The organism is Hoeflea sp. (genome assembly GCF_984452065.1).
Window position 1 is genome coordinate 1 of sequence record NZ_CFHWAF010000133.1, and the last position, 12,444, is coordinate 12,444.

15 protein-coding genes are annotated in these 12,444 nt (G+C 61.2%); 4 read left to right on the forward strand and 11 right to left on the reverse strand.

What is annotated here, in order from left to right; genetic code table 11:
* From AC5E6N_RS19605 to AC5E6N_RS19645, 9 genes are all read right to left on the reverse strand, one after another.
* On the reverse strand, nucleotides 1–702 hold a 702-nt coding region (locus AC5E6N_RS19605), incomplete at its 3' end, for a 1-deoxy-D-xylulose-5-phosphate synthase N-terminal domain-containing protein (protein ID WP_491749394.1).
* 162 nt (nucleotides 703–864) lie between these two features.
* Entirely contained in the window at nucleotides 865–1,122 is a 258-nt protein-coding gene (locus tag AC5E6N_RS19610) for an exodeoxyribonuclease VII small subunit (RefSeq protein WP_491749395.1), read from the reverse strand.
* 2 nt (nucleotides 1,123–1,124) lie between these two features.
* Nucleotides 1,125–2,051 (reverse strand): histone deacetylase family protein, encoded by a 927-nt coding sequence (locus AC5E6N_RS19615; protein ID WP_491749396.1) that lies wholly within the window; start codon nucleotides 2,049–2,051, stop codon nucleotides 1,125–1,127.
* Nucleotides 2,052–2,114: 63 nt separating this feature from the next.
* On the reverse strand, nucleotides 2,115–3,221 hold the full coding sequence (ribB, locus tag AC5E6N_RS19620; RefSeq protein ID WP_491749397.1) for a 3,4-dihydroxy-2-butanone-4-phosphate synthase: 1,107 nt from the start codon (nucleotides 3,219–3,221) through the stop codon (nucleotides 2,115–2,117).
* 24 nt (nucleotides 3,222–3,245) lie between these two features.
* Nucleotides 3,246–4,340 (reverse strand): chorismate synthase, encoded by a 1,095-nt coding sequence (gene aroC, locus AC5E6N_RS19625; protein ID WP_491749398.1) that lies wholly within the window; start codon nucleotides 4,338–4,340, stop codon nucleotides 3,246–3,248.
* A gap of 160 nt (nucleotides 4,341–4,500) precedes the next feature.
* Complete coding sequence (locus AC5E6N_RS19630; RefSeq protein ID WP_491749399.1) at nucleotides 4,501–5,112, reverse strand: histidine phosphatase family protein; 612 nt, start codon at nucleotides 5,110–5,112, stop codon at nucleotides 4,501–4,503.
* 33 nt (nucleotides 5,113–5,145) lie between these two features.
* Nucleotides 5,146–5,964, reverse strand: coding sequence for an enoyl-ACP reductase FabI (gene fabI / locus AC5E6N_RS19635; protein WP_491749400.1), 819 nt, complete (start codon nucleotides 5,962–5,964; stop codon nucleotides 5,146–5,148).
* A 139-nt stretch (nucleotides 5,965–6,103) separates the two neighbouring features.
* Nucleotides 6,104–7,072: a DnaJ C-terminal domain-containing protein gene (locus tag AC5E6N_RS19640; protein ID WP_491749401.1), complete on the reverse strand. Its 969-nt coding sequence runs from the start codon at nucleotides 7,070–7,072 to the stop codon at nucleotides 6,104–6,106.
* Nucleotides 7,073–7,202: 130 nt separating this feature from the next.
* The gene (locus tag AC5E6N_RS19645; RefSeq protein WP_491749402.1) at nucleotides 7,203–7,589 is read right to left on the reverse strand and encodes a hypothetical protein; all 387 of its coding nucleotides are present in this window, start codon (nucleotides 7,587–7,589) and stop codon (nucleotides 7,203–7,205) included.
* A 129-nt stretch (nucleotides 7,590–7,718) separates the two neighbouring features.
* Here AC5E6N_RS19645 and pdxH point away from each other — a divergent pair, with 129 nt between their 5' ends.
* Complete coding sequence (gene pdxH / locus AC5E6N_RS19650) at nucleotides 7,719–8,339, forward strand: pyridoxamine 5'-phosphate oxidase (protein ID WP_491749403.1); 621 nt, start codon at nucleotides 7,719–7,721, stop codon at nucleotides 8,337–8,339.
* A gap of 26 nt (nucleotides 8,340–8,365) precedes the next feature.
* On the opposite strand, the gene tldD is transcribed toward pdxH, so the two are convergent.
* Entirely contained in the window at nucleotides 8,366–9,781 is a 1,416-nt protein-coding gene (gene tldD, locus AC5E6N_RS19655; protein WP_491749404.1) for a metalloprotease TldD, read from the reverse strand.
* A gap of 11 nt (nucleotides 9,782–9,792) precedes the next feature.
* Between tldD and AC5E6N_RS19660 the strand changes: the two genes are divergently transcribed.
* On the forward strand, nucleotides 9,793–10,137 hold the full coding sequence (locus tag AC5E6N_RS19660; RefSeq protein WP_491749405.1) for a hypothetical protein: 345 nt from the start codon (nucleotides 9,793–9,795) through the stop codon (nucleotides 10,135–10,137).
* On the opposite strand, the gene AC5E6N_RS19665 is transcribed toward AC5E6N_RS19660, so the two are convergent.
* Entirely contained in the window at nucleotides 10,109–10,576 is a 468-nt protein-coding gene (locus tag AC5E6N_RS19665) for an invasion associated locus B family protein (RefSeq protein ID WP_491749408.1), read from the reverse strand. The two genes, AC5E6N_RS19660 and AC5E6N_RS19665, sit on opposite strands and share 29 nt — an antisense overlap.
* A gap of 452 nt (nucleotides 10,577–11,028) precedes the next feature.
* Here AC5E6N_RS19665 and coxB point away from each other — a divergent pair, with 452 nt between their 5' ends.
* Entirely contained in the window at nucleotides 11,029–11,922 is an 894-nt protein-coding gene (gene coxB / locus AC5E6N_RS19670) for a cytochrome c oxidase subunit II (RefSeq protein ID WP_491749406.1), read from the forward strand.
* A gap of 4 nt (nucleotides 11,923–11,926) precedes the next feature.
* Nucleotides 11,927–12,444: cbb3-type cytochrome c oxidase subunit I (locus AC5E6N_RS19675; RefSeq protein WP_491749407.1), on the forward strand; the 518-nt coding region annotated here is incomplete at its 3' end.

Sequence of the window (12,444 nt, forward strand, 5' to 3'; positions counted from 1 at the left end):
ACGCGCATGTTCCACGGCGCGGGTAATGGCCCGGTCGACGGCCTTGCCGAGATAGGCCGTGAGCTTCTTGCCGAATTCGCGCATGCCCATATAGGCGCGCCCGGAGGCCAGCCGCGCGAGATAGGCGCTCATCGCTCCGGTCGGCGGTGCGATGGACATGTCATTGTCGTTGAGGATGACAATGAGACGGGCATCCAGCGCGCCCGCATTGTTGAGCGCCTCATAGGCCATGCCGGCCGACATCGCGCCGTCGCCGATGACGGAGATCACGTTGCGATTGCCGTTCTCCATGGCGTTGGCCACCGCCATGCCGAGACCGGCGGAGATGGATGTGGAGGAATGGGCCGCCCCGAACGGGTCGTATTCGCTTTCTGCGCGCCGTGTAAAGCCGGACAGCCCGCCTTCCTGGCGCAGGGTCCGGATGCGGTCGCGCCGTCCGGTGAGGATCTTGTGCGGATAGCACTGATGGCCGACATCGAAGACCAGCCGGTCGTGCGGCGTGTCGAACACCTTGTGAATGGCAAGCGTCAATTCCACCACGCCAAGACCGGCGCCGAGATGGCCGCCGGTGACGGAGACCGCATCGATCATTTCGGCGCGCAGTTCGCCCGCAAGCTGCGGCATATCCCGGTCGTCGATCTCTTTCAGGTCGGCGGGAAGGTTCACGCGGTCGAGGAGGGGAGTTTCGGACTTTTCGCTCACTGGTACTTTCCATGTGGTTTGGCGATTAACTAGCGCGCACGCGCATTTTGTTAACCCGTCGGACGATAGCAAGTGCACAAAGCCCGCGAGCGGTCCAGCCCGTATTTCAGTGGAATGGCCCGGCGGGACCGACTAATTCACCGAATTCCGCCCATATTGTGGTTATTCGGCATCCAGAGGCTCGGTGCCGGCCACGTTTCCACTGCGGTCCAGCCGGATCTTCTCGATACGGTCTTCGGCTGCCTTGAGCAGTTTCTCGCAATGCGACTTCAGCGCTTCGCCGCGCTCATAGATCTCGATCGAGCGGTTGAGCGGCACATCGCCCGTTTCCAGGCTCGCGACGATCTTCTCGAGCTGGTCGAGCGCCTGCTCGAAGCTCATTGCCGCGATGTCGTCATTGCCTTTCTGATCGTCGCTCATCTTTATCCTCTCATCAGACGCCGCACATGCGAAGCGGCCGACTCGGCCAGTCCGACGAGATCATACCCGCCTTCCAGTATGCTTACGAGACGGTTGTCGCAAAAACGACCGGCAATATCCATCAGCTTGCCCGTTGCCCAGTCGAAATCCTCCTCGGTGAGGTTGATCTCGGCGAGCGGGTCGCGGTGGTGGGCGTCAAAGCCCGCGGACACGATGACGAGGTCGGGGCGCATGTTTTCCACCGCCGGCAGAACCCGCGTCCTGAAGGCCTCGCGGAAACGTTCGCTGCCGGTCTGCGGCGAAAGCGGCGCGTTGAAGATATTGCCGGCGCCGGTTTCGTCCTTTGCGCCGGACCCCGGGTAGAGCGGCATTTGATGGGTTGAGCAGTAGACGACGCTTGCGTCCTCCCAGAATACATCCTGGATGCCGTTGCCATGATGGACATCCCAGTCGACGATCGCCACGCGCTCGGCGCCGTGCGCCTGCTGTGCGTGGCGGGCGGCGATGGCGGCCTGATTGAACAGGCAGAAGCCCATCGCCCGGTCCTTTTCCGCATGGTGCCCCGGAGGTCGGGCGGCAAGGAACCCGTTGTCCGACGCGCCGCCGAAGACGTCGTCCACCGCCGCGACCGCGCCGCCAACGGCCGTCAGCGCCGCCTCGAGGCTCTTCGGACTGGCGATCGTGTCGGCGTCGATGGGCGCGAGCCCCTCCTGCGGTATCGCCGCCTTCACCTTGGCGAGATGCTCCTCTGGATGGGCGAGCAGCACGACGGATTCGTCCGCGGCCTCCGGTTCGATCCGTTCGAGGGCATCGAAATCCGATGCCTCGAACACCTTGTCCAGCGCCCGGAGCCGGTCGGGGCGCTCCGGATGGCCGGCGGGCGTCAGGTGTTCCAGATAGATCGGATGCGTGTAAAGCCGGGTTGTCATGGTTCACCGAGTGTCGGGATTAATTTTGTTTCAACAGGTTACGGTCTCGGCGGAATCACCGTATCAGCTTTCTATGACCGTTGTCCTGGTTATGGCGATGCCGAATCCTTCCAGACCGACATAGTGACGTTCGCGTGACGCAAAGAGCTCGATGGACGAGATATCGAGGTCTTTCAGGATCTGCGCGCCAAGGCCGATCTCCAGCCATTCGTTTTCGCGCGCCATCGCCTCTTCATGGTCCTCGCGCTCGCCGGCGGCCGTGCGGCCATTGCCGAAATTGCCGACGCCCACCGAGCCTTCGCGCAGATAGACGATGACGCCGCGCCCCTGTTCGGCGATGTGTTTCATGTACTGATCGATGGGCGCGACCTTGCCGAACACGTCATCGACGACGGATTCCAGGTGAAGGCGTACCGGAATGTCGACGCCGTCGCGGATATCGCCGAAGACCACCGCGACATGCTGCATCGGATCCCAGGGCAGGGCATAGGTGTGTGCCGTCGCCGTCCCGAACGGCGTTTCGACGGCAAAGACCTCGCCTTTTTCGATCAGGGTCTCCTGGCGCTGCCGATAGGCGATGAGATCGGCAACGGACACCTGTTTGAGCCCGTGCGCTTGCGCAAAAGCCGCAACCTGCGGACCGCGCGTGACGGTTCCGTCGTCATTGACCAGCTCGCAGATCACGCCCACCGGCGGCAGGCCGGCAAGCTTGCACAAATCGACAGCCGCTTCCGTATGGCCGGAGCGCATCAGCACGCCGCCCTCGCGCGCCACCAGAGGGAAAATATGTCCCGGCCGGACAAAGTCGTCCGCGCCGGCATTCGGATTGGCCAGATTGCGCACCGTCAACGTACGGTCATCGGCCGAGATGCCGGTGGTCGTGCCGTGTTTGTAATCCACCGAGACGGTGAAGGCGGTGGCGTGCGGCGCATCGTTTTCGGCGACCATCGCCGTCAGATTGAGCCGTTTCGCCTCGCTGCGCGGCATCGGCGTGCAGACGATCCCCGATGTGTGGCGCACGATAAAAGCCATGTTTTCAGGTGAGCAGTGCACTGCCGCGACAATCAGGTCGCCTTCGTTCTCGCGGCCGTCATCATCGGTTACGACGACGATTTCGCCCGCCTCGAATGCGCGCAGCGCTTCCACGACTCGTGCTTGATCATAGGACATTGCGCGTTCCGTCATCCCGCCTGTTCAGATTCGGCCCGTCTGGCCCCTGTGCCGCAGATAATGGTCGGCGAGCGTGCAGGCAAGCATGGCTTCGCCGATGGGCACAGCCCTTATGCCGACACAGGGATCATGGCGGCCCTTGGTGCGCACATCAACCTCCTTGCCGTCGGCGTCGATGCTGCGGCGTTCATTGAGGATCGACGAGGTCGGCTTGACCGCGAAGCGCGCCACGATCGGCTGGCCGTTTGAAATGCCGCCCAGAACGCCGCCCGCATTATTGGAGAGGAACAAAGGTTGCCCGTCATTGCCGATACGCATCTCATCGGCATTCTCTTCACCGGTGATTTCCGCCGCGCCGAAGCCGTTGCCGATTTCCACGCCCTTGACAGCGTTGATCGACATCAGGTTGGAGGCGATATCCTGATCGAGCTTGGCATAGACCGGCGCGCCGAGGCCCGCCGGGACACCTTCGGCCACCAGTTCAATCACCGCGCCGACGGATGAGCCGGCTTTTCTCACCTCGTCCAGATAGGCCTCCCATTTCGGCACAGTCTCGGGATCGGGGCAGAAGAAGGCATTGGTGTCGATGCAGTTCCAGTCCCAATTGTCGCGGTTGATGGCGATGTTTCCGATCCGCACGAGCGCGCCGCGGACCGTCGCCTGCGCGATCACCTTGCGCGCCAGCCCGCCTGCCGCGACACGGGCCGCCGTTTCGCGGGCCGAGGAGCGCCCGCCGCCGCGATAGTCGCGAATGCCGTATTTGGTGTCATAGGTGAAATCCGCATGGCCGGGCCGGTATCTGCGGGCAATCTCGGAGTAGTCCTTGGAGCGCTGATCGGTGTTTTCGATCATCATCGAGACGGGCGTGCCGGTTGTGACAAGCGTCTCGCCGTCGTCCTGCGGCATAAAACCGGACAGAACCTTGACGGCATCGGCCTCGCGCCGCTGGGTGACGAAGCGCGACTGGCCGGGTTTGCGCTTGTCGAGCCAGTGCTGCAGTTCCGCCACCGTAAACTCGATCCCGGGTGGACAGCCGTCGATCACGCAGCCGAGGGCAGGGCCGTGGCTCTCGCCCCAGGTCGTGACGCGAAACAGGTGACCGAACGTGTTGTGTGACATGCACTGTGCCTGCGCTTGTTTCAGTCAGCCGGCAATGAGCAGGCCGATCAGGATCACGTGTTCGTCTAGGCAGTTTTTCTCAGCGGGTCAAATCAATCGCTTCCGCCGCGATCGCGATCAGGCTCATGACATTGGGGGAAACCTCCAATTCCCGGCGGCTCTACTGATCGGCCGGCAGCCAGCGCAAATGCCCGTCCTCGATCTTGAGGACCCTGTCCTGCGGAATAACGAGTTCGGCGGCCTCTTCGCCGCTCATATCGGCGAGGCGGCGAAACAGCGACCGGATGACGCCGCCATGGCTGACGCATATGGTCGGGTGTTCGATCTCCGTGAACCAGGCGGCAACGCGCCAGCTCAATATCTCGTAGCTTTCCGAGTTCGCGCCGGGCGGCTGAAAGTTCCACTTGTCTTCGGACCGCTCCCTGACGCGGCCCGGCTGATCGCGGGTCAGTTCCGCAATCGTCGAGCCTTCCCAATCGCCGAAACACACTTCGATAAGCCGGTCGTCGATGCGATAGCCGTCCGTCTCGAGCCCCATCGCCCCGCGCACCCGTTCCATGGTCTCGCGCGTGCGGCCAAGGGGGCTTGCGGCAAAGTCGAAATCCGTGACTTTTGCACCAAGCTCATGTTTGAGCAGCAAACCGTTGCCGTCGGCCTGCCTTTGTCCTTCGGCGTTGATCGGAATGTCCTGGGCGCCCTGGAAGCGCCCGTCCAGATTCCAGTCCGTAACCCCGTGACGAATGACGTAGACCACCGGTGCCGTTGGCGCCATGGCCATAACTCCCGTCGATTTTTCGGTACGCTATCAGTCTTTGATGACAGAAATATCCGGCGCGTCCACCGCCTTCATGCCGACCGTATGGTATCCGGAATCAACATGGTGCACCTCTCCCGTCACGGCAACCGAGAGATCGGAGAGCAGATAGAGCGCCGACGCGCCGACCTCGTCGATCGTCACCGTGCGTTTCAACGGGGCATTGTATTCGTTCCACTTCAGAATATAGCGGAAATCCCCGATGCCGGAGGCGGCCAGCGTCTTGATCGGGCCGGCCGAAATGGCATTGACGCGTATGCCGCGCCCGCCGAGATCCACGGCGAGATAACGCACGCTGGCTTCGAGCGCCGCTTTTGCCACGCCCATGACGTTGTAGTGCGGCATGACCTTCTCCGCGCCGTAATAGGTCAGTGTCAGGATCGAGCCGCCTTCGACCATGATGGCCTCGGCCCGTCTGGCGAGCGCGGCCAGCGAAAACACCGAGATTTCCATGGTGCGGGAGAAATTGTCGCGCGTCGTATCGACGAATCGGCCGGTCAACTCCTCCTTGTCGGAGAAGGCGATCGCATGGACGAGGAAATCGATCTTTCCCCACTTTTGCTCGATTGTGTCAAAGACGGCGTCCATGCTGCCGGGATCGGTGACATCGCAATGGCCGGCGACAAAGGCGCCGAGTTCCGAGGCAAGCGGTTCCACGCGCTTTTTCAGGGCTTCTCCCTGATAGGTCAGAGCAAGTTCGGCACCGGCATCCGCGCACGCCTTGGCGATACCCCAGGCAATCGACCTGTTGTTGGCGACGCCCAATATCACTCCGCGTTTGCCTTTCATCAGACCTGCAGCCAGAACCATATCCCACTCCATGCTATTTGCTAAAATGGCTATGGCACAGCCGACACATGCGTTCAAGACGCAAGCGGCGTCGCATGCCCCGCGCACGCAGTCGTTGCAGCGTTTTCAACCTGTCTGGTGATCGACGGCGCGCTGACGGTTACAAGGACGATTTCGCGAATTCGGTCAGATCGTCGTCCTGCGCGTCCGGAAGCATCAGCCGCACATTGACATAGAGGTCGCCGCGCCCTTTGCCGCCCGCAGGCAGGCCTTTGCCGCGGACCCGCAGCACCCGGTCGGACCCCGACCACGGCGGCACTTTGACCAGAAACCGTCCGTCCAGGCCGTCCACCGGCAGCTTTGCGCCCAGAATGCCGTCCTTCAGATCGACGGCAAGGTCGGTAACGAGGTCGGCGCCGTCCGTGCGCAAATACTTGTGCGCTTTGTAACGTATTGTGATGACCGCATCCCCGCATCTGCCGTCGGATGCGCGCGCGCCTTTTTCGTGAAGGCGCAGCACCCGGCCATCCTGCGATCCTGCCGGCACATTGACCTTGACCGTGCGGCCGTCGGGGAGTTCGGCGTCCTGGCTGGATTTGGACAGGATCTGCTCCAGCGGCAGTTCGATTTCGGCATGGAGATCGAGATCGCTGTGCTCCGGTTCGGGTTCGGGATGCTCGTCCATACCCGGCGCGTCGTCGGCTTTGCTGCGGACGAAGGAGTCGCCGAAAATACGCTCCATGATCTCTTCATGGGATTCCTGTTCGGGGGGCTGCGGCTTGTCCTCGGTGGCGGTGTCCGCCGGCCCGCCGTCATCGGATCCCTGCGCCCTGGTACGCATGAAATTGAAGCCGGCCCACGGGTTCATGCCGGCAAAGCCGGAAAAAACCGATCTACGGGTGATGGTGCGCCCGCGAGCATCGATATGGCCGCCGTCAAACAGTCTTCGTTTTTCGCTGTTTCCGAGAATCTCATAGGCATTGTTGATGGCGTTGAAACGCGATGCCGCATCCGGATTATCGTGGTTTCGATCCGGGTGGCTGGCCTTGGCCTTTCGGCGAAAGGCTGCCTTGATTTCGTCCCCCGTGGCGGATCTGGGAACTCCGAGAACCATATAGGGATTACGCATGTGAACACCCGATCGAAACGCATCTTGCATGACGGCAGGCGGTGCCGCCGCAAATCAACGCCGCGATTCTATTTTGAACTTATGAAGAAAGCCTTGATTCCGCACCGCGCAGGCAGGCGAAGCATCAATGTCAGCCTTGCTCGCTCAGCGACTTCAAGGTCCAGGATTTGGTCAGGCGCGTGCGGCAGATTTCGCCGGTATACTGGCTGATCCCGTCATAGCTGTGCTTCGAGACGATGAAGTCGCGGCAAACCGTGCCGACCGACTTGTTTTCGCGGATGAAGCTGACCGATCCGAAATTGCCCGTCGCGAGGTTGTTCCAGGGGACATCCTGGACGAGACCGGGCTTGATCTTTGCCGTCGCCACGGCATCTGCAATGATGGCGTCGTCGCTTGAACCGCCGATGGCAGGGTCGATCGAACCGGACTGGATCGTCCTGTCGGGACCGGGATCGTCGCCCAGCCCCAGATCGAAGCCTGAGCTGATGCAGCCCGAAAGCGGTATGAGTGCCAGCATGAGAAGGCCGGAACGCCATCTGGAATTGAACCGGTTGCAACGCGACGGGGCGTTGACATTTAACTTTGAAACATGCTGCGTCACACGAACGAACCACTCAAACACTTAAATCGGACAGGTTAAAACGATATGAGTACCAAACCGGGGTTAACGAATGATGATTTTACCCTCCGTGACGAACCGCTGAAGCTGTTCTCCGAATGGCTGGCCGACGCGGAAAAGAGCGAGTTGAACGACCCCACGGCCCTTTCGCTGGCGACCGTCGACGCGGACGGCCTGCCGAATGTCCGCATGGTGCTCCTCAAGGGCTTTGACGAGAACGGCTTCACGATCTACACCAATTTCGAAAGTCAGAAGGGAGGTGAACTCTTGGCGTCAAAGAAGGCGGCAATGTGTTTTCACTGGAAATCTCTTCGCCGGCAGGTTCGGCTGCGCGGTCCGGTGTCGGTCGTCAGCGACGAAGAGGCCGACGCCTATTTTGAAACCCGACCGCGCGGCAGCCGCATCGGCGCCTGGGCATCCAAACAGTCGCGGCCCCTGGAAAGCCGGTTTGCCCTGGAAAAGTCCGTCGCCGAATACACGGCAAGATATCCGGTGGGCGCGATCCCGCGGCCGCAATACTGGTCCGGCTTCCGCCTGGCGCCGGTTTCCATTGAATTCTGGCACGATCGCAAGTTCCGCCTGCACGACCGGATGATGTTCGACCGTCAAAACAACGGCAGCTGGACCAAAACGCGGCTTTATCCCTGACGAAACGACGGGATCTGGTCTGCGGTCTAAGCCTGCGTTCCGCCGACGGTCATCCGGTCCATGCGAAGATGCGGCTGGCCGACGCCGACCGGAACGCTCTGACCGGCTTTCCCGCACATGCCGATACCGTCATCCAGCTTGGAGTCGTTGCCGACCATCGAAACGCGGTGCATGGCCTCCGGACCGTTTCCGATCAGCATCGCGCCCTTGATCGGCGCGCCGACCTTGCCGTCTTCGATCAGATAGGCCTCGGTGCAGCCGAAAACGAACTTGCCGGACGTGATGTCCACCTGGCCGCCGCCGAACGACACCGCATAGATTCCCTTGTCGACCGAGGCGATAATCTCCTCCGGCGTCCTGTCGCCGCCGAGCATATAGGTGTTGGTCATGCGCGGCATCGGCTCGTGAGCGTGGGACTGGCGGCGTCCGTTCCCCGTCGGTTTCATGCCCATCAGGCGGGCATTTTGCCGGTCCTGCATATATCCGACGAGCTTGCCGTCCTCGATCAGCACATTGTAGCCGGACGGCGTGCCTTCATCGTCGATGGTCAGCGAGCCGCGCCGTTGCGCGATTGTCCCGTCATCGACGACGGTCACGCCCCTGGCGGCGACCTGCTCGCCCATGAGGCCGGCAAATGCGGAGGTTTTTTTGCGGTTGAAATCGCCTTCCAGCCCGTGGCCGACCGCTTCATGCAGCATGACCCCGGGCCAGCCCGACGCCAGAACGACATCGAACGTGCCGGCAGGGGCGGGGATCGCTTCCAGATTGACAAGGGCCTGCCGCAACGCATTGTCGGCGGCCGTCTGCCAGCTGTCCCGGGTCAGGAAGTCGCCGAAGCTTTGGCGTCCGCCGACGCCCTGCGAGCCGCTTTCCTGCCGGTCGCCTTCGCCGGCCACGACACTGACATTGAATCGCGTCAGCGGCCGTATGTCCCTGAGCACCTGCCCGTCGGCGCGCAATAGGTTGACCACCTGCCAGCCGGCGGCCAGCGATGCGGTCACCTGCCGCACTTTCGGATCCTTCTTTCGCAGATAGTCGTCAATCTCCTGCAGCAGCGTCACTTTTTCGGCGAATGACGGCGCGCCGATCGGGTTCGTGTCGCTGTAGAGCTGCTTGTTGGTCCTTGCCGGGGCGTCGGCATAGGTGCCGGTATAACCGCGTGTGACGGCGCCGACCGCATCGCTGGCGCGCAGCAAGGCCGCCTGCGACAGCTCGCCCGAATGGGCGTAACCGGATGCCTCGCCGGCGACCGAACGCAGACCGAAACCCTGATCGCACGAGAAATTGCCCGCCTTCAGCCGCCCGTCATCGTAGGCCAGCGATTCGACAAGCGCATATTCGACAAAGAGCTCGCCGTCATCGGCGCTTTTCAGGCTGTCGGCGACAATGCGCGATACCTGTTCTTCGGAGCAGTCGAAGGATTTGAGAAGATCGGTGTTCATGTTTCATCCCGATGCTGGCGCACAGGCCGGTGTTCATTGTGGTCGGCCAATCATATAAGCTATCCTGCGTGCATATCCACCGGTGCGTGTTGGCGAGCCAGCGGACATCGGAGATGGTTTCAGCGAAATCAAGCGGCAAAAACACGGTCGAGCTGAAGACGAAACCCGGCAAGGCCGATGTCGGTGAATTTGTCGGCGCCATCGATGATGCGAAAAAACGCGGCGATGCCGAAAGACTGATTGCGATGATGAAGGAGATCAGCGGCGAGGACCCCGTCATGTGGGGAAGCTCGATCATCGCCCGAAGCTCTAAAGGGTCACCACAGCCTAGGGCAGGGCGGCGAACCCGTCGGTGAAGCCGGAAAGGTCGACGGGGATGCCGATCCCTTCCTCCGGCGTCTGGAAGACGATGAACGTGGCCGTGCCGCCCGATTTCAGCGTGTTGAGCAGCGCGTCCTCCAGGATGACCTCGGCGTAACATCCGTCGGTGAAGCAGCGTACGAAATAGGCCCGGCCGATATCCTTGCCGTCGACGTTAAGACCCAGCCCGTTCGGCAGCAGCACCCCGAGCGGCGCCAGAACCCGGAGCACCTTGGCTTTCTGATCCGCCGTCTTCAAGACGACAACGGACAGTCCGATCTCCGGCCGGTCCTCGGCAATGACGTTCTGCATCAGCGCGCATTGCTCGCCGGTTGCGCCGGGCGGTTGATCGCACACGATGGACCAGGCGCCGTGATTGGCCTTCACCGTGCCCGGCTGCTGCGCACTTGCGGGCGCCGTTGCGGCAAGCACCATCGTTCCGACGGCCAGAGCCGTAAGTATCTTCATCACAATTTGCTGCATGTCAGCTCCAGCGCTACCCGAATCAGTCGATCTATCTTGCAGGCAAAAACCGCTCGTTGAAAAGTCTTCAATATCCCTGGCCGCCTGGGCTGACCCTCATCTCGCTCTATGCGCTAATTGCGGCGACAATCGCACAGTGTTTGCCAATTTTCTCAGGCACATCCACAGCGGACCGAACAAATTTGCCGGTTTTTTTGCATGCGCGCGCGGCCTTTAGTAAGGCCGTGATCGTCTCTGAAGCAAGGCCGTGATCGTCTCTGATCGGTTCAAATGCCTAAATTGTCGCACTTTGGGGTCTGTCAGCCAGTTGCGATTGGCTCTAAACTATGATTTTAAGCGCAGTCAACTAAAGGGATATTGCGTCCGTGCTCAGAAGGTCCGGGCGTTGGTGAGGGAGAACAGTCGTGAGAAATCCGCTCCTCGCAGCATGGGTTTTGGTGGCCCCGCTGCTTCTGGCAACGCAAGCGCATGCCGCGCAGCCGGTTGACTGGCAGATGGGTTTCCAGCCCGCCGCAACCGACATCATGCGGGAAATCAACTGGTTCAACAATTATACGCTCTGGTTCGTCGTTCCGATTACGCTTCTGGTTCTGGTGCTCCTGCTGATTGTGATGCTGCGTTTCCGGGCAGGTGCAAATCCCACGCCGTCCAAGACCAGTCACAACACGACGATCGAAGTGATCTGGACTGTCGGACCGGTTATCATTCTTTTGTTCCTTGCGATTCCCTCGTTCCAGCTCCTCAACGCGCAATACACGCCGCCGGAAGAGCCTCAACTGACGATCAAGGCGACCGGATACCAGTGGTACTGGGGTTACGAGTACCAGGTGGAACAGCAGGTCTCCTTCGATTCCATCATGCTGTCGGAAGACGATCGCGCCGATTACGGCAAGGAGGACGTCTCCGAATATCCGCGTCTCCTGGCCGTCGACAACGAGGTGGTCGTGCCGGTCGGCATGACGGTGCGCCTGCTGGTGACCGCTGGAGACGTCATCCATTCCTTCGCCATGCCGGCCTTCGGCGTCAAAATGGACGCCATTCCGGGACGGCTGAACGAGACCTGGTTCAAGGCCGATCGCGAGGGTCTCTACTACGGCCAGTGCTCGGAGCTTTGCGGCAAGGACCACGCTTACATGCCGATCGGCGTGCGCGTGGTTTCGGTCGAGCAGTACGGAACCTGGCTTGCCGCCGCGGCCGACGATGTCGAAGCCGCCAACGCGCAATTGATGGCCTCGATCGACGAGGCCAGGAAGACCGTTGAGCTTGCTGCCAACGAAGCAAATAAGATCAAGGAGTAATCCGATGGCCGGCGCTACAGCAGCACACGACGCTCACGATCACAAACCGGCGGGCTTTATCCGTCGTTGGCTTTATTCGACGAACCACAAGGACATCGGCACACTTTATCTGATCTTCGCCATCATCGCCGGTATCATCGGCGGCGCGCTGTCGATTTTCATGCGTTGGGAACTGCAGGAGCCGGGTATTCAGATCTTCCACGGCCTGGCGGCCATGGTTTACGGCTTCGACGGCGATGCGGCGATCGACGGCGGCAAGCACATGTACAATGTGTTCACCATCGCTCACGGCCTCATCATGATCTTCTTCATGGTCATGCCGGCGCTGATCGGCGGTTTCGCCAACTGGATGGTGCCGATCATGATCGGCGCGCCCGATATGGCGTTCCCGCGGATGAACAACATCTCCTTCTGGCTTCTTCCACCGGCTTTCATCCTGCTGCTGCTGTCCATGTTCGTGGAAGGTCCGGTGGGCGCTTATGGTGTCGGTGGCGGCTGGACGATCTATCCGCCCTTATCGAC